Source organism: Acinetobacter lactucae (assembly GCF_013122135.1).
GTDB lineage: Bacteria > Pseudomonadota > Gammaproteobacteria > Pseudomonadales > Moraxellaceae > Acinetobacter > Acinetobacter lactucae.
On record NZ_CP053391.1, the window covers coordinates 1,130,072 to 1,147,289 of the forward strand.

Consider the following 17,218-nt stretch of genomic DNA (forward strand, 5'->3'; position numbering starts at 1 on the left):
TTTGGAGAGGGTTTAAGCTTCTGAATTTTCTTTTGATGCTGAAATTTTATAGTAAGCAACATCATATTCTGCTTTCTTGTAAGCCTCATAAGATGCTTTGCTAATAACAACAGCAGATTCTCGACCTCTGCGAGTAATTTCTACAGGATACCCAGCCACAGCTTGATCCATAATCATAGTAAGTTGTGCTCTGGCATTTGAATAATTCCACTGATTCATTTGTAGTTCTCCCTGACTAAATCAGGTTCAAGATAGGTGAAATGTACATTTCGCTTCAATGGATTTATTCTCAAGGATGAATGAATTTTTATCATGGGTGGATGTGGCTTTATGAAGTGTTTCTCGATATAGATTTAAGTTTTTATGAAATTAATATGTAACCTCAGAAATCTGTAACCTTTTCAATTTTCTAAAAGGTTACGCCCTGAAAGCCTTGTCCCATAAGGCTGTAACCTCAGTAACCTTTGTAACCTCTAAAATTTAACTGATTCTTAAATCAGAGTGAGAAGATAGGTATTGGTATAAGGCGACAGTAAAGATAGTAGGAATGTTTTTGTATCATGGTTTGTATCACCGATATATTTTTATCTGTTAAATCAATAATTATCAATGAATTATAAATTTGTTTGGTATTGGATATACCTACCAAGATTTATAAGGGGTTTACATTGTTTTAATAACATGTAAGCCCTTTTTTTATGCATGTTTATCTCATTCTATATTTGGCAGAGTTGGTAATCCGAACTCGATTATTATTCGCTCCTTGATTGAGAATATAACCCCAAGAAGCAAGTGAGAATATAAAGTCCTTTAGGAGGCTTTATTTTTTATAGTTTTTGATTGAAAAGTAAAATAAAATATTTGAAAATAAGGGGAAATAAATGAAAAAACTATTTTTAGTAGCATTATTATTGGGGTTGTCGGGGTGTGGGGATAATAACCAGAGTGATACGTCTCAATCTGATACTCAGACGACACAATTACAAACAATCGAATTAGCAGTACCAACAGTAACTAATTACAATTTAACTGCTTCGTCACTAATGGTAACTCCAACAATATCACCTTTAGGTAATTGGTCTATTACTAATTCGACAGTTATGGGGGCATCGACATTAATTGATGCTGTTAATGATTCTAGAGTTTCAGCTGCATTAGTAACACCGAACGCAAAGCAAGTAGCTGAGGTATTGAGAGGCGGAACCGCAGGAGTTGCTTTAACTATAGCTGTAGATCAATTGCTTGATGCAGTTGATTGGGTGTTAGATCCAGCGAATAATCAAATTCGTTATAAAGTTATTAATTATGATCAACAATATCGTTATAGCAATAGTGAAGTTCTAGAATATACTGGAATTCAATATATTTATACTATAGCTGAAGCAGAAAATGCTTTCAAAAAATTCTTTAGTGTAATTAAGAGAGATTATATTTTTGGTGGTTGCAATATTAACCCTAATATAAATAATCGCATTGATTGTATGTGGGGATACCCTAACGAAACACCTGCCAGAGTTGTTCCTTTTTCACCCTCTAAAAATCCAGACTATGGTGAAAAAAACCTTCCTCTTGAAGCTGTAGCAGAACAAGTCATTACTAACGCAGATACTGGTAGTTCAGATGCTAAAGTAGCAACTAACGCTGCTACGCAGAATATTTTAAATGATGCTGTTCAGGCTGAATCTGTTGTTGAAGAGCTTGAGAACAATGCTGAGAATAGATGCCCAAGTGGTATAACTAATAGCAATGGTGATTGTTGGGTTTGTTCTCGAGAATCTTGGCTACCCATAAGAAGTCGTGTTGTCTACGCAAAAGATGTTACTAATGGGCTAGGAGGATGTAGTGCAGGGATGAATTCAAGTCAATTACTCACCAGATATAATGCATATAATGAGTTGGGTGCTGCTAGAGATGCAGAGAATGCATGCTGGTCTCCACAAGATCAAGAACATTTAATTCAAGCAAGAGCGGCTAAAGCAACCGCTAATGATTGTAAAAGCTATCTAGGGGTTCTAGGACAATAAAATGGACATAGAGACTTTAAAGAAGAAAATAATATTAGAGTATAAAAATGTTACTCTGGGAGATGCTTATACCTTACCTGAGGAAGACTATGCCGATACAAGTTATTGGTACTTTGATAAAAGGCGCACTGATTTAAACTTAACTGAGGAAGAATGGGTAAAGCAGGAACTTTACCTTCTTGAGACTGGTAATTGGTTTATAGAGGACTTTAAAGAGGCTGTAAATGCAATTAAAGAAAAGAGGAAAATGAATAATAGGTACAGTAATCCTTTTGAAATACCTGTTTCATATTTAAACAACTACCATACGGGTTTTAGTTTTTTAAAACCTCAAGGATTTCTGTTTTATACCCCAGCTATTATGAGTTCTGTTTTAAAAGACACCGAAGTTCTATCTTCACCTAGTTTTTTATCTTGGTTTTATCGTTTAAGAAGTTCAAATACTTTTGAAGAAATTTCTAAGTTATTAAATTGTTTTACCAAAGCACAAATAGAAGTGCTAAAAGACTTTCTGTTATTTATTTCCACTCTATCTCGAGAGATGAGAGAAGGAAAAGAAGGAGTAGATAAGTGTTTAAATAACATAAGTTTATTAGGATTATGAATGTGACGATAAAGGGTTTACATCGTTTTAATAACATGTAACCCTTTTTTAATACCTAATTTTGCATTAGACCAATTAGAATTAAAATCAAAAGCGAAGATTGAAGCGGGTAGTGGATTAGATACAAATCTGCCCCCAATTGAGATCAAGTTGTAAAAATGATCACGACAAAAAGCAGGTCATTAAGCTATTCATAAAATGGTTTTGGCAAGTTAGCTTCTCTCAAGTTATCAAAATGTATAGATCAGTCTATTTTATAGAACAAAATTACATACCCAAATCCCCCCTTTATAAACCCCTCTTAAACAATCACTTATTCATTATTTATCCTTACTTTTTAATGATCTATTTTAAAGCAAATGTCATTTTGTGTGCTTGACTGCAAAAGGGCAGAGCACTATCCTTTGCCTGCTGGCCACATTGCCAGCCGGCTTTGACAGGCTGAATAATAACTCCCGCATCAGAGCTTTTCCTTCTGAGGAATAGTTTTGTGTGTGGTGGACCACTCGTCTCTTTCCCGTAGCGGTAGGACGGGAGAGGGACACCTTCGGGTGTGCTAGTTTGAGTTATTACTAGTCTGTCAACCTTCTTCCGTTCTGCCACCATAATTTTTAACGTCTGGCAGAACTCCCTATAAAAAGGAGTTGGCTTTGCACATTCTTAATTTCTTGGCAGCCTTTGCCAAAAGCTATAACGACACAACTTAAATCATATTTATCAGCTTGATGCCCTTTAGGGTTTTCAGGCTTTAAGTCATTACGGCTCAAAAAAACTTGTATCAACAATAAAACTTGAGATGTGCCAAGCACAGTCTTACGGCTTTGCTATGCCTTTTTTTCTCCCAAAAAAGTATCTCGTTTAGAAACAACAAGAATTTATAACGGTAAAAATATGCGAAATTTAGTTCTCCCAACGCGTGCCATAAAAGTTGTAAATAAGTCGATTGATCTCTTTCATCACCAAGGTTTTCATACCGTGGGCATCGACAGAATAGTGAAAGAGTCACAAATTCCAAAAGCGACTTTTTATAACTACTTTCACTCTAAAGAGCGGTTTATTGAAATCTGTTTGATCGTACAAAAAGAGCGCTTAAAAGAAAAAGTAGTTTCAATTGCCGAGCATGTAAACCGCATGAACGTGATTGATCAATTAAAAAAACTTTACTTTCTACATAGCGATGTAGAAGGGCTGTACTATTTATTATTTAAAGCAATTTTTGAAACGAAACTCACTTATCCAAAAGCCTATAAGGTCGCAGTGAGATATAGAACGTGGTTAATGAATGAAATCTATAGCCAGCTTAGAACACTCAAAAACGATGCAACTTTTCAGGATGCTAAATTATTTTTATATATGATTGAAGGCGCAATCATTCAGCTTTTAAGCTCGGATGTGGTAATCGAGCAAGAAAGGGTGGTGGATTGTTTTTTGGCGGGGCTGGTTTAATGCAAATTATATTGATCAAAAAACAACTTGTTTATTAAACATGACGCATATAATAAATGGGAACACAACAAACATCTCTATAGCTTGATCTAGGAGGCCGTTATTTGAAGTTATTTATTATTATATTCATAGTCATTTTTTCTAGTATTGGACTCATTTGTTTAATTGCGCTACTCAGAAATTTAAAAAATTATTCACCATCTGGTGAGCATGATCATTCATCTGCTTCAACACATCATTTTCATGATAATAGTCCGAGTCATCATCATAGCTCTAGTTATTCAAATGACTGTTCATCGTCATCTTCAGATTCAGGAGGATGTGATGGCGGTGGTGGCGGGGGAGATTAAAAAAAGCCCTTTTATGCAAAGGGCTTTTTTATGTTTTAAGGTAAATCGAACCAGATAAATTGACTGTCTTCAATCGCTTGCATTGTCGCTTTATCTTCAAAAACTAAAGCATCGCCTGCTTTAACTTCTTGATCGCCAATACGAACTACACCTGAAATTACGTGCACATAGTTCACTTTTTTAACTGTATCAACAGTTAACTCATGTCCTTTTTCCAATACGGCAGATTTTACTTCTGCATTTTGGCGAATATGCATGGGTGCATTTGCATCAGGCCCTGCAATTAAATGCCATTTGTTTGGATCTTTACGCGGGTCAAGATTAATCTGTTGGTAATTTGGCTCAGCATCTCTTTCATCAGGAATAATCCAGATTTGTAGTAAATGTACAGGCGTATCAGTGTTGTTGATTTCACTGTGCGCAACACCTGTGCCGGCACTCATGAGTTGCCATTCACCCGCTTTAATCTGGCCTTCATTGCCCATGGTGTCACGGTGTGAAATTGCACCATCTAGCACACAAGTTAAGATTTCCATGTTGTCATGGGAGTGCGTACCAAAACCATTATGCGCATCAATCTGGTCGTCATTAATTACGCGTAAAGCGCTTACACCCATATATTTAGGGTCGTACCAACTACCAAATGAAAAGCTGTGATAAGACTCTAACCAACCTGCTTTTACATGACCTCGATCTTCACTACGATGTAGATAAGCATTCATGATCTAATCTCCCAAATTTTTATTTATCTCTTGAGAAATATCTTAATGTTCTATGTGGGGCTAAAAAATAGGTTAACTGCAACATGTCGTTGCATAATTGATATGGTCGTATAGTTTCATATTTATAGATGTATGTTGACTCATAAAAAAACCTGCACAAAGCAGGTTTTAGTCAAATAATTGCTTATCTTAATTCGCTAGATCAAGGTCATCATATTCATTCAAAGTCTTACCTTGCTGAATATGTTTTTGATAATGTTGAGCACGGAGTATGTCTAGTTCTGAACTTGACACGCCATCTCTCCAATAGCCAGCAATACGCACGTCATTTTTATTAAACTGTTTATCTTCTAGAAAAAACTGGCGTAAAGCTCTTGCTTCTTTGCGTTCGCAAGCCGCCCAAATCGTAATATTGTCATAAGTTTTTAGCGCAAATGCTGCTTTTAAAAGAAGACCTTTTTGTGGAGTGTGATGTTCTTTATGGAACGAATGGATTTTGACATGGTCATGATGGGGTAATTGGCTAGCAATATCTTTTTCAAAACTTTCAATAAAAATATCAGCACTTACGCCATTTTCCCATTCATTCAGTATTGAATATAACGCGGGTACAGCCGTATCGTCGGCAAACATGACCACATGTTTTTTATGTATGAAATTGGGAATGAAATGAGGGCGGGGGCCAATAAGCCCGATTTTTGTACCCACTTGAGCCGAATTAAGCCATTCCATTGCTGGGCTTAAATCTTCATGTTTAACAAAATCAATTTCGATTTGACAGTTTACAGGATTGAACGAACGGACTGTATAGACGCGTGAGATGGGTTGTCCCTCTGGCGGATTGCTCACAATTAACCGAATTGCCAAATTGGGAGCTTGCCAAAGCTCTGGCTGTAATGTGTTGATTTTTCCTTGAATTCTTACAATGGATGGATACGGCGTATGGATCGAGACAATAGTCATCTCAAGTTGTTCCATATCTTGTAAATGGTCTTTTTCTTTTAGTAAGTCGCCATATTCTTGTTTCGATTTTTCTGCAATTTTTGTCATACATACAACCTAAGCTTCATGATTACTATAGAGCGTAATAATTGATATAGATGTAGTCTCTCTATTCATTACGATAACCAAGTTGGTTCTAAATGTAAATAATAATCACTATTAATTGTGGTTTTTAGATCACAAATATAGACTTCTATGAGATTAAAATTACTGTCAAAAAATATCTTATTATTTTGATATTTATCATTTTTTATAAATGACTTTTAAAAGGAGAAAATTGATATATCTCTTAATAGTATTTGTAAATGATTATCATTTGTATTATTGTGCTGGGATATCTATTATTCGAACAAACAGCGATAAAGACGACATTTTTATAACTTTGTTTTGAATATTAGGTTGGGTGGTATTGCATAAAGAATAGGGTGAGGACCAAGATAAATGCTAAAAGATTTGAGTCAAAATTTAGGGCAAATGAATGATAAAAATAACAACGTAGAAAATTTCTTAAAGCAAATTTATGAAAATATTTTTGATCAAAATTCCAATCGAACAGCACTTGTTTTTGAAGACCGTAGCATTAGTTATGCTGAGGTAGGGACTCAGGTTGCCAAAGTCATGTATGCGCTAAAAAAGCAAGACTTGGCAACAGGGTCAGTGGTTGCAATTTGCCTGAGAAAAAGTCCTGAACATATTTATACAGCTTTGGCATGTGCGCTTACGGGCATCATTTGGCTACCTGTAGATATGGATTCACCACCGTCGAGACTGAACTATTTATTGACGAATAGTCGGGCAGATGTTGTGGTGAGTGGCTCATCCATTGCAGGTGTTCAAAACCTAAATATTAACGAAATTTTATCGGCCACAACTAAGTATGAACCGAGCTTTAAAGCCGAAATTAACCGACGTCCGGCATATTATTTATATACTTCGGGAAGTACAGGAACTCCGAAATGTGTGGTCCTAAATAATCAAGCCACTGAAAATACGCTACAACAGACGATCTCGGAATGGAGAATTACTGCTGACGATGTGATTATGGCGGTAACCCCGTTTCATCATGATATGTCGGTATTTGATGTATTTGCTTCAATGACAGTGGGCGCAACTTTGGTGGTTCCATCCTTTGAGCAAAGTAAAGATGCTGTTGTCTGGGCCAATTTAGTAGATCGCTACAAGGTTACGCTTTGGAGCAGTGTGCCTGCCATTGTCGATATGTTGTTCAGCGTAGTTCAAAAAGAACAACTACAGTCTTTGCGTTTAATTGCCCAAGGTGGCGACTATATCAAGCCTTCACTCATCTCGAAGTTAAGACAACAATTGCCTAACGCTCGTTTATTTTCATTAGGTGGACCTACCGAGACCACAATTTGGAGTATATGGCATGAAATTGATGAGCAAGATCAGGAAATTATTCCTTATGGAAAAGCTTTAGAAAATAACCGTTATTTTATTTTGGATGAAAATTTGAAGCCTTGCCAAATGGGCGAGGTCGGTACCATGTATATGACCGGCCTGAATTTATCAAATGGTTATTTACTTGATGGGGAAATTAATTATAAAGATTTCGTTGAAATTCAAGTGAGCGAAAATGAAACTCAAACTGCTTTTCGCATGAGTGATCAAGGATATTTTAGGGAAGATGGAAATATTATTTTTGCTGGACGTGAGGAAGGTTATTTAAAGATAAAAGGCGTGAGAATCTCTGCGGCCGAGGTTGAAAATGCTTTAACGAAGAACCCGTATATTCATAATTGTGTGGTGGTCAGTTGTGTACATCCAACGACTGAAACTCAAGAGTTAGTCGCCGTTTACACCTTAGAAAATAAATACAAAACTACTCGCTTAAATAGCGCCGAATTAAAGAACTTTTTAAAAGTGCATTTGCCGAGTTCACATATTCCTTCGAAATATTTGGGCATCGAAACCATACCTTTGACCCGAAATGGAAAAATTGATCGTAAAGCTGTGCAAGAAATCGCTCAGGGGAAAATTTACGTATCTTCTACGTTAGCTACAAATTCCTCTAAAACACTGTCATCAGTCGCTGAGGTGGGAGATTCGGTCTTATCGGTTTTCCGTGAATGCATCGCTGACAGCCAAGCTGAAAGAATGGATATTTTTTATAGAAGTGAAATATTAGCGATAGGAATTCGTCCGAAACAACTCATGAGTATTGCTCAGAAACTTTCTCAGAAGCTCAATACAGAAATTGATTTTTATACACTCATTAGCTGCAAAACAATTCAGGATGTGGTGAATAAAGTAGAGCAGCAAATAAAATAGAAAAATTGAAATGTGCTTAAAAGCCGAGTTGAGCCGTTTGCTTTTAAGCACATGGTTGGTTTTAGGACAACTAGATTTGAGCTAAGGTTGCCTTAATTTTTTCACAGATACTTTGCACTGTTACTATCGGGAAGCGGTGGGCTTGATAAGTAATGATCATGCTTAACTGATGTTGTCCATCAATCACATTTTCCATAATTTCAAAATGTAATCCAAACATCGATTCATCACGTTCGGGCAAGATCTGGCGATAAGGAAGGTCTTGTCCCTGAGGTGTTTTGAGTGCGCCGTTCAAAGCGTTATTTGAATGGATATGAACAAACACATCAAATAACAATCCTTCATCGACGCTCATTCCTAATGCATTTTGAATATGGTTGATTGGAATATCTGCATAGGCCATCGAGGTATTAATCATTGTGCTGATATTATGGAGCAATGATTGGAATGAATCTGAAGGGCTAAACTGTGTGCGATGCGCAACCATGGTCGTAAAGTAACCCACTGTATCAAAAAACTCAGGATCAGTTCGTCCAGAAGCAGAAGTACCAATCACAATATCTTTTAAATTACCTTGTTGCTGTAACGCATTGGCGATAGCAGTATAGAGAACCGCGAAAATAGAAGAGCTGTGTTGTCTCGAAAATGCGAGGAGCTTTTCATACATTTCTGGTGCAAATTTAAGTTCGAGCCATTGGACTGGAGGTTTTTCCTTTTCAGCATTTAATTCATGTTCTGATACAGGGAGGCTTAGACCTTTGGTTGCTCCTCTTAACAGGTTAGTCCAATAATTTAGATGGTCTTGGTTGATCCCTTGCTTTTGCTGGAGTAAAGAAAAATCAAGAATAGATTGGGCAGGTGCCTTCCAGTTTGGTGCTTGAGCATTTGAGCGAGCAAGATAAGCATGCGCAAGGTCAGCCATAATCGTATTTAAAGACCATTCATCAATCACCATGTGATGAACTAAGAACGATAGAGTTTGGCGACCTTTGGCATTTCGAATTAAACGAATTCTTAAGGGAAGTTCGCGGGTTAAATCAAATTTATATGAAGCTTCACTTGCAAGCGTTGCATCTTTACTTTCAGCACTGTTCCAAAACCATTTGAATTGTTGGAGTTCAGACGTAGGAACAACCTGTTGATAGGTTTCACCATTGTCGCTATTAAAAATTGTGCGTAAACCTGCATGGCGCTCAACAATATCTGTAAAGGCTTGAAAGAAAATGTCTTCATTAATTTCTTCAAGGAATTCTACGGCAAATGGCAAGTTATAAATTGGGCTAAAATCGAATGCAGAATAAGCTTGCCACAGGAAATCTTGAGCTAAAGTAAGCGGGGCTTTATTGACACTTTGTAAGGTAGTTTTTTCAGTTTTTGCAGATTTAACAAAAGCATATTGAGCTAAGTCAGCAGCAGATGGAGATTTAAAGAAATCATTAAATTGAATCTCAATTCCATGTTTATTAAGTAGATTTCCAATAATTCGTGTTGCTAATAGTGAATGGCCGCCAAAATCAAAAAAGTCATCATGTTGGCTCATTTCTGGTTCAGCGAGAGTATTTCGGAACTCTTCTAAAATAATTTCTGAAACATAGTTTTGGTTAGGTTGTTCTGACGCTTTTGCGAAACTTGTATCTAGATGATGTGAGATATCAATTTCAGTCAGCACCAATGGCATATTATTTGGTGAATATTGTAGATATCTATTTTGTATAGCCTGAATAAAATCTGACTTTTGATAGCTTTCATCAAGAATCGGGTGGAGCGCTAAAATAAGAAAATAGTCTTGTTCAGTTTCTACGAGACTTGTAAAAAAAGGGGGATGAAATTCTGCATTCCATGATTGCGCTTTTAAGGTAGCTACCTGCTCAAATACTTGTTCTGTATTGCTCTTTTTTAATTCTAGGCAAGCTGAATGATCATCAAATGGATATTTGTATAAATCACCTTCATCACTAAATGTATAGCGAACATTTAAGTCAGGTGTAGTTTTAATAATCTCTTGAATAGCTTTAATGAGCAGTTGAATGTCTAAACCTTGATTAATTTTCCACAGATTAAAACGTCGATTAACTTGTTCAGGCTGCTGTAGTTGCAACATCCAGATGTGTTCTTCGTAATCAGTAACCGAAAGGAGAGAGGGCGATTTGGAAAATTGTTCCAACATAAATGAATCCTGGTTTATCAAATGGCTATTTTCATCAATTTTTATTTCGCAAATTTTTTACATTAGATTAAATTTCAAATAATTCATAATGTTATAGATTTGCTTTTTTGCAAAAATTGACCTTTTTCTAATGAGTTGATGTCCACATGAACTGTACTGATGTAACAGTAGGGTTACATTTTACCTTTAAACATACTATAATTGATTCTCATTTACATCAAGATTATTATTTGCAAGAAGATAATGCCAATTGAGAATGACGAATTTTTAAAATAGAAAATTAATAATAAGTGATTGATTAATATTTATTTAATTTGAAATTGGTTCGGCAAAAAATAATTTAAAGATGAAAAAAACGATCCTAAGAATAGGGCTGTGATTTTGCCTATTCAAAAGGAACTTATTTTGTTGTCTCGATAAAATTGAGGAATTTTCATGAGAATATTCAATCATGAAAGGTTAATAAGCCCATCAAATGTTGAACAAATTTTCCCTCGCTTTGGTTTGATGGGACTAAATTTGCAATTTGCATCGGCTTTATTACGCTCAAGTGGGGCACGCCACTGATGCGATTTGGCTTATTCTGTATTTTTATCATTTTATGTATTTGTTCATTATTGCTCGGAGCTGAGCAAATACAGTGGTCTACCTTATTTTCTTTTTCTCATGAGAGTTGGCTCACTCTTACAGCCAGCCGTATCCCTCGTTTAATTACCATTGTGCTCACCGGTATTGGGTTGGCAGTATGTGGTGTCATCTTGCAGCACATTGTGCGTAACAAGTTTGTTGAACCGGAAACTTCGGGCGGTTTAGATGCCGCCAAATTGGGAATTTTAGTGTCATTAACTTTAGTTCCAGTAACCAGCACGCTGAGTAAGATGATATTTGCGATCATTTTTTGTTTTATTGCCAGCTTAATTTATATCGCAATTATTCGTCGGATCCGTTTTAGAAATACGGTGTTAGTACCGGTTATTGGTTTGATGTACGGCAGTGTACTGAGTGCCTTAGCTGAGTTTTATGCCTATCGCTTTAATATTTTACAAAGTATGCAAGGGTGGCTTTTAGGGGATTTTTCAAAAATTGTCCAAGGCCACTATGAAGTTATTTACATTATTTTCCCGATTGTTGTCCTGACTTATCTTTTTGCACACCGCTTTACCGTGATTGGTATGGGTGAAGAGATGGCTTCTAGCTTGGGACTTAGTTATGCAGCTATAGCCGCGATTGGTTTAATACTGGTTGCCATTACAGTTTCAACCACAGTGATTACTGTTGGCGCTATTCCTTTTGTCGGACTCGTGGTCCCCAATTTAGTCGCACTGAAATACGGAGAGAACTTAGCTAAAACCTTGCCTATTGTGGCTTTGGGTGGAGCGTCTCTATTACTGATTTGCGACATTCTTGGTCGTTCAATTATTTATCCATTTGAAGTGCCAATTGGACTTACCGCAGGTGGTGTGGGGGGAATTATTTTCCTCATCCTCATTTTGAGGGAGTTCAGATAATGCGTATTACAAAGCTATGGATGATTTATTTGATTGTCATTGGTCTAGCAATAGGTTTTTTATTTTTAAACTCAGGGTTAGATTTTGATTACGTCATTCCTAACCGACTTCTGCGTCTTGCCACGATTGTTATAGCCGGTATTTGTGTTGCTTTTTCCTCGATTGTTTTTCAGACATTGGTCGGTAATCGTATTTTGACCCCTTCCATTATGGGCTATGAAGCGATTTATCTCTTATGGCAAGTTTTGTTGTTGTTCTTTTGGGGAACGCATGGACTAAGCCAGTTAGGGGTAAATGGTAATTTCTTTATCTCAATCGTTTTAATGCTGCTTTATTCGTGGGTAATCCATAAGTGGTTATTGCCATATGGCAGAAATGATATGTTTCTCCTGTTGCTTTTAGGTTTAGTCCTTACGATGGTCGTCGGGACGGTTACTCAATTTATTCAACTCAAAATTAACCCTGGTGAATTTTCTGTTTTCCAAGGCCTTAGCTATGCTTCGTTTAATCGCTCTCAGCCAGAAACTTTATTTTATGCCAGTGTAGCCGTAGTCATTGTTCTATTCCTCGGCAGAAAAGCACTCCCTGTTCTGGATGTTCTGATTTTAGGACGTGAACAAGCCATTTCATTAGGCATTCATCATCACCGCTATGTCAGCTTCTATTTAGCCCTGATCGCTATTTTGGTTGCGGTATCTACCAGTCTGATTGGCCCGACAGTATTTATGGGCGTATTCATTGCCAATATTACTTATGCACTAGCAAGAAGTTATAAGCATAAATTAACGCTGCCTATGGGTTGTGCCATCACGATTGCCATATTTATTGCTGCTCAAATTTTAGTTGAGCACGTTTTTAATTACAAAACGACCGTCAGCATTTTGGTCAATCTGGTATGTGGCATTTATTTCCTTGCGCTGACGGTTCGTACCCGAGGTGTTGCATGATTCATGTCAAGAATATCAATAAGTCATATGGAAATAAGCCAATACTGACTGACGTAAATGTTGAATTTCCTACAGGTCAGGTGACGTCACTCATTGGTCCAAATGGAGCCGGAAAATCGACTTTACTCATGATGATGGCACGTTTAATTGAGCCGGATAGAGGCGAGATTTTTCTTAATCATCAAAATATTGCGGATGTTAAAACCGCTGTTTATGCGAAGCATGTCGCGACTTTACGTCAAGCACCCGGCTTTAATTTGCGCTTAACCGTAGAAGAGCTGGTGTCATTTGGACGCTTTCCCTATAGCCGTGGTGTTTTAACCGAGCAAGATCGTCAGGTGGTTGATGAGGCGATTGAGTTTCTTTCTTTAGAGCCGCTGCGCAAATCTTACATAGATGAAATTAGTGGTGGTCAAAGGCAAATGGCCTTTTTGGCGATGACGATCGCCCAGCAAACAGACGTACTTTTATTAGATGAACCCTTAAATAACCTTGATATGAAACATGCCGTTCAAATTATGCGCGCACTCAGGCGCTTATGTGATGAACAAGGGCGCACTGTGATTTTAGTCATTCATGACATCAATTTTGCCACGAATTATTCGGACCATATTGTCGCGCTGAAGAACGGCAAGCTTCATTTCAGTGGGTTAACCGAACAAGTGATTACAGAGGCGCAATTAAATGATCTGTACGAGCTTGATTTTGAAATTACATACAGTGAGCGTGGCTGTATGTGTAATTACTTCAACTCATCTGGAGCTTGAATACATATGAACTGGAAGAAAAAGTATGGGGGAGTAGCCCTCATCATAGCGGCAGCTGTCACTCTACAAGCATGTGATCAAAAAGTTGCAGATACCACTCAAGCTTCTCAGAAGCTCGCAGAACCGATTACGGTGAAACATGCGCTTGGAACTACGGTGATAGATCATTTACCGCAACGCGTTGCCGTACTTGATATGAATGAAGCTGACTTTCTAGATCAACTCAATGTCCCGATTATGGGAATGCCAAAAGATTATGTTCCACACTTTTTGGAAAAATATAAAAAAGATACACAAATTCAGGATTTGGGTGCAATTGTGCAGCCCAACATGGAAAGAATATATGCATTAAAACCAGACTTGATTTTGATGACGCCATTACACGTTAATCAGTATCAGGAACTGTCAAAAATTGCCCCGACCATTCACTACGATATTAACTTCAACAATAGTGAGAGTAATCATATTGGTCTGGTTAAAGATCATATGATGACCTTGGGAAAAATATTTAATAAAGAAGATTTAGCCCGCCAGAAAGTTTCTGAACTCGATGAACAGGTGAAGCAAGTACAAGCCGTAACGGCCAATCGCCCAGAAAGAGCGTTAGTTGTTCTTCATAACAATGGGGCATTTAGTAATTTTGGTATTCAGTCACGCTATGGCTTTATTTTTAATGCCTTTGGAGTAAAGCCTGCAAGTGGTGTGATGGATACAAGTCTACATGGACAACCAATTTCGAGTGAATTCATCAAAAAAGCGGACCCAGATATTCTCTATATCGTGGACCGAACTGCTGTGATGGAACATCGCTCAAACATTAATGCTGCCAGTGTTGAAAATCCATTATTACGTCAAACCAAAGCGTGGAAAAACGGTCGTGTCATTTTTGTCGATGCCGATGCGTGGTACACCACTGCTGCAAGCCCAACCTCACTCAAAATAGTGATGGAAGATGTGAAAAAAGGCTACCAATAAATTTTTACTCACATCACTTAATCAAATTTTACAGCATAAATTTTCACTATTTTGCTTTGTATTTTAAGCAGATAGTTAATAAAAAATGAATCACAACATTAAAGGTCTTTCAATGAACAACGTTAGCGATAACCGTAATTTTAAAAGTGGGAATGATCAAAGAATTAATCAACGTTCTTTTGTATTAAATGGTGTTGCATCTGCACAAATGGCCCTTCGATTAGGCTATGCATTAGGCACTGTATTTGTACTATGTGCATCAAATACCTATGCTGCTGTTATTAATAATTCAACAAAAACTCTAGAACAACAAGCTGCTCAAACAAATGTAGCAGCTTTACCAGCAATTACCGTAAAAGCTGAACAAGACGATACTTATGCAGGCGGACAAGTTGCAACATCGAGCAATGTTGGATTTCTCGGTAGTAAAAAATTTCTAGATACGCCATTTAATACGATTAGTTATACCGATAAATATATCGAAGATAAACAGGCAAAAGATATTACAGAAGTGATTGCAGCAACTGATCCATCGATATATACCAACGGTGCAAGTGGTGGTTGGAGTGAAAACTATTATATTCGTGGATATGCTTCGAGCACGAATGATATGTCAATGAACGGACTTTTCGGTATCACACCATTTTATCGAACTTCTCCGGAAATGTTTAGCCGCGTTGAGGTGTTGAAAGGCCCTTCCGCTTTGTTAAATGGGATGCCGCCAGCAGGATCGGTGGGTGGAACGGTAAATCTAGTGACCAAATATGCGGCTGATGAACCGTTTGCACGATTGACCACAACTTATATGTCGGATGCTCAGTTTGGTGGACATGTCGATGTTGGAAGAAGATTTGGTGAAAATAAAGAATTCGGCGTTCGTATCAATGGGATGTATAGAGATGGTGATGCAGCAGTTAATGATCAGTCGAAAGAAAGTCGTTTATTTTCGCTTGGCTTAGATTGGCAAGGTGAAAAAGCACGTGTTTTTGTTGATGCTTACGATGCCTTAGATCATGTTGATGGTGTAACACGTGGTGTTAACGTCTCTACTGCAGTTGGAATTCCGAAACCACCGAAAGCGGATACCTTACTTAGTCCGGATTGGGGCTCTGTTGAAACCAAAGATAAAGGTGCCATGATTCGTGGCGAATATGATTTTTCTGATCAGTTAATGGCATATGCGGCTTATGGACAAAGTACAACCAAATATAAATATAATGGGGCAAGTGCAGGGACGATTACGAGTAGCACTGGAACACTGAGTTCAACACTTGGGCAACTTGCTTTTGAAGTCGATAAAAAATCAGCAGATGCAGGTTTTAAAGGCAAGTTTGAGACGGGGCCTGTGAAACATCAATGGGTCGCCAACGCAACTTACTATAATCATGCACAAGATGATTATGGTTATAGAATTATCCCAGGTTTTGGTGAACCTGTTTTTACGAATATTTATGATCCTAATCCAAATTGGGGGCCTAAACCGGAATTTACACCGCCGTTTCTATTTCATTCGACACTCTCCACCTCTAGCTTCGGTTTAGCCGATACATTGTCGTTTGCTCAAGATAAAGTACAGTTGACTTTAGGACTTCGTCATCAGACTGTAAAAGCAACAAGTTCTGTTAATACATTACCTGAAAATGCTAAATCAGCAACCACCCCTGGTGTCGCCTTACTGATTAAAGCGACTGATAAAATTTCTGTTTATGCAAACTATATTGAAGGTTTGACAAAGGGAGATCAGGCACCTGCAAATGCATCAAATCCAGGGGAAATATTTCCTCCTCAAAAAACCAAACAACAGGAACTTGGTTTGAAGGTTGATTTGGGGACATTTGCGCATACCTTGAGTGCATTCGAAATTACCAAACCAAATAGTTATTTAGACCCTTCAAAGCTTGTGAATAACTTATCTACCTTTGTTTCGGATGGAGAACAACGAAATCGTGGTATTGAATGGTCATTCTTTGGTTCACCGATTGAACATGTACGTTTAATGGGGGGCTTTACTTATCTTGATCCTGAACTTACTAAGACTAAGAGTGGAAAAAACGATGGTCATACAGCAGTTGCTGTGCCAAAAAATCAGGCTAAGCTTGGAGCAGAGTGGGATACTCAAGTAGCACAAGGGATTTTAACCTTATCAGGAAATATCAATGCAGTTTCCAAGCAATATATTAATGCAGAAAATACCTTGTCCGTACCTGGGCGTACGCTCTTAGATGTTGGCGCACGCTATAGCACGAAAGTCGAGAACCACCCAGTGACTTTCCGTGCCAATATCTACAACTTAACCAACAAAGCGTATTGGGCACAGCCACAATTGACGAATTTGGCTTTAGGTGCACCAAGAACATATATGCTATCTGTATCATATGACTTTTAATTTGTTGTAATCTTCAACCGAATAAAAAACC

General features: G+C 37.6%; 15 protein-coding genes. 11 read left to right on the plus strand and 4 right to left on the minus strand.

What is annotated here, in order from left to right; genetic code table 11:
• Positions 1–12: 12 nt before the first annotated feature.
• Positions 13–219 (minus strand): type II toxin-antitoxin system Phd/YefM family antitoxin, encoded by a 207-nt coding sequence (locus tag HLV59_RS05260; RefSeq protein ID WP_171429470.1) that lies wholly within the window; start codon positions 217–219, stop codon positions 13–15.
• A gap of 662 nt (positions 220–881) precedes the next feature.
• Between HLV59_RS05260 and HLV59_RS05265 the strand changes: the two genes are divergently transcribed.
• The 4 genes from HLV59_RS05265 (at position 882) to HLV59_RS05280 (ending at position 4,424) form a co-directional block, all read left to right on the plus strand.
• Positions 882–2,024 carry a hypothetical protein gene (locus HLV59_RS05265; RefSeq protein ID WP_171429471.1) on the plus strand — a complete coding sequence of 381 codons (1,143 nt, stop codon included), beginning with the start codon at positions 882–884 and terminating at the stop codon, positions 2,022–2,024.
• Between the two features lies 1 nt (position 2,025).
• Complete coding sequence (locus HLV59_RS05270) at positions 2,026–2,628, plus strand: DUF6714 family protein (protein WP_171429472.1); 603 nt, start codon at positions 2,026–2,028, stop codon at positions 2,626–2,628.
• An 891-nt stretch (positions 2,629–3,519) separates the two neighbouring features.
• On the plus strand, positions 3,520–4,074 hold the full coding sequence (locus tag HLV59_RS05275; protein WP_171429473.1) for a TetR/AcrR family transcriptional regulator: 555 nt from the start codon (positions 3,520–3,522) through the stop codon (positions 4,072–4,074).
• A gap of 104 nt (positions 4,075–4,178) precedes the next feature.
• Positions 4,179–4,424, plus strand: coding sequence for a hypothetical protein (locus HLV59_RS05280; protein ID WP_078225176.1), 246 nt, complete (start codon positions 4,179–4,181; stop codon positions 4,422–4,424).
• A 35-nt stretch (positions 4,425–4,459) separates the two neighbouring features.
• Here HLV59_RS05280 and HLV59_RS05285 read toward each other — a convergent pair whose 3' ends face one another.
• On the minus strand, positions 4,460–5,146 hold the full coding sequence (locus HLV59_RS05285) for a pirin family protein (RefSeq protein WP_171429474.1): 687 nt from the start codon (positions 5,144–5,146) through the stop codon (positions 4,460–4,462).
• Positions 5,147–5,335: 189 nt separating this feature from the next.
• Positions 5,336–6,196, minus strand: a complete 861-nt coding sequence (locus HLV59_RS05290) for a siderophore-interacting protein (protein ID WP_171429475.1) — start codon at positions 6,194–6,196, stop codon at positions 5,336–5,338.
• Between the two features lie 393 nt (positions 6,197–6,589).
• Between HLV59_RS05290 and HLV59_RS05295 the strand changes: the two genes are divergently transcribed.
• Complete coding sequence (locus tag HLV59_RS05295) at positions 6,590–8,437, plus strand: AMP-binding protein (protein WP_171429476.1); 1,848 nt, start codon at positions 6,590–6,592, stop codon at positions 8,435–8,437.
• A 70-nt stretch (positions 8,438–8,507) separates the two neighbouring features.
• Here the strand turns inward: HLV59_RS05295 and basB are convergent, their stop codons facing one another.
• Entirely contained in the window at positions 8,508–10,538 is a 2,031-nt protein-coding gene (gene basB / locus HLV59_RS05300; protein WP_171430580.1) for an acinetobactin non-ribosomal peptide synthetase subunit BasB, read from the minus strand.
• A gap of 501 nt (positions 10,539–11,039) precedes the next feature.
• On the opposite strand from basB, the gene HLV59_RS18770 reads away from it, so the two are divergent.
• From HLV59_RS18770 to bauA, 6 genes are all read left to right on the plus strand, one after another.
• Positions 11,040–11,171: a hypothetical protein gene (locus HLV59_RS18770; RefSeq protein WP_001218004.1), complete on the plus strand. Its 132-nt coding sequence runs from the start codon at positions 11,040–11,042 to the stop codon at positions 11,169–11,171.
• Entirely contained in the window at positions 11,171–12,112 is a 942-nt protein-coding gene (bauD, locus tag HLV59_RS05305; protein ID WP_001210791.1) for a ferric acinetobactin ABC transporter permease subunit BauD, read from the plus strand. Before HLV59_RS18770 ends, bauD begins: the two co-directional genes overlap by 1 nt.
• Positions 12,112–13,059 (plus strand): ferric acinetobactin ABC transporter permease subunit BauC, encoded by a 948-nt coding sequence (gene bauC / locus HLV59_RS05310; protein ID WP_171429477.1) that lies wholly within the window; start codon positions 12,112–12,114, stop codon positions 13,057–13,059. The genes bauD and bauC overlap by 1 nt, the downstream gene beginning before the upstream one ends.
• On the plus strand, positions 13,056–13,826 hold the full coding sequence (bauE, locus tag HLV59_RS05315) for a ferric acinetobactin ABC transporter ATP-binding protein BauE (protein ID WP_171429478.1): 771 nt from the start codon (positions 13,056–13,058) through the stop codon (positions 13,824–13,826). The genes bauC and bauE overlap by 4 nt, the downstream gene beginning before the upstream one ends.
• A gap of 6 nt (positions 13,827–13,832) precedes the next feature.
• Positions 13,833–14,801 (plus strand): siderophore-binding periplasmic lipoprotein BauB, encoded by a 969-nt coding sequence (gene bauB / locus HLV59_RS05320; RefSeq protein WP_086394232.1) that lies wholly within the window; start codon positions 13,833–13,835, stop codon positions 14,799–14,801.
• Positions 14,802–14,886: 85 nt separating this feature from the next.
• The gene (gene bauA, locus HLV59_RS05325) at positions 14,887–17,187 is read left to right on the plus strand and encodes a TonB-dependent ferric acinetobactin receptor BauA (protein WP_171429479.1); all 2,301 of its coding nucleotides are present in this window, start codon (positions 14,887–14,889) and stop codon (positions 17,185–17,187) included.
• Positions 17,188–17,218: the final 31 nt, after the last annotated feature.

What these genes read in the sequence shown, in the direction of transcription:
- HLV59_RS05260 (WP_171429470.1), bottom strand. Translation starts at nt 219, where the DNA reads ATGAATCAGTGGAATTATTCAAATGCCAGAGCACAACTTACTATGATT.
- HLV59_RS05275 (WP_171429473.1), top strand. Translation starts at nt 3,520, where the DNA reads ATGCGAAATTTAGTTCTCCCAACGCGTGCCATAAAAGTTGTAAATAAG.
- HLV59_RS18770 (WP_001218004.1), top strand. Translation starts at nt 11,040, where the DNA reads ATGAGAATATTCAATCATGAAAGGTTAATAAGCCCATCAAATGTTGAA.
- basB (WP_171430580.1), bottom strand. Translation starts at nt 10,538, where the DNA reads ATGTTGCAACTACAGCAGCCTGAACAAGTTAATCGACGTTTTAATCTG.
- HLV59_RS05295 (WP_171429476.1), top strand. Translation starts at nt 6,590, where the DNA reads ATGCTAAAAGATTTGAGTCAAAATTTAGGGCAAATGAATGATAAAAAT.
- bauC (WP_171429477.1), top strand. Translation starts at nt 12,112, where the DNA reads ATGCGTATTACAAAGCTATGGATGATTTATTTGATTGTCATTGGTCTA.
- bauD (WP_001210791.1), top strand. Translation starts at nt 11,171, where the DNA reads ATGCGATTTGGCTTATTCTGTATTTTTATCATTTTATGTATTTGTTCA.
- bauE (WP_171429478.1), top strand. Translation starts at nt 13,056, where the DNA reads ATGATTCATGTCAAGAATATCAATAAGTCATATGGAAATAAGCCAATA.
- HLV59_RS05285 (WP_171429474.1), bottom strand. Translation starts at nt 5,146, where the DNA reads ATGAATGCTTATCTACATCGTAGTGAAGATCGAGGTCATGTAAAAGCA.
- bauA (WP_171429479.1), top strand. Translation starts at nt 14,887, where the DNA reads ATGAATCACAACATTAAAGGTCTTTCAATGAACAACGTTAGCGATAAC.
- HLV59_RS05270 (WP_171429472.1), top strand. Translation starts at nt 2,026, where the DNA reads ATGGACATAGAGACTTTAAAGAAGAAAATAATATTAGAGTATAAAAAT.
- bauB (WP_086394232.1), top strand. Translation starts at nt 13,833, where the DNA reads ATGAACTGGAAGAAAAAGTATGGGGGAGTAGCCCTCATCATAGCGGCA.
- HLV59_RS05290 (WP_171429475.1), bottom strand. Translation starts at nt 6,196, where the DNA reads ATGACAAAAATTGCAGAAAAATCGAAACAAGAATATGGCGACTTACTA.
- HLV59_RS05265 (WP_171429471.1), top strand. Translation starts at nt 882, where the DNA reads ATGAAAAAACTATTTTTAGTAGCATTATTATTGGGGTTGTCGGGGTGT.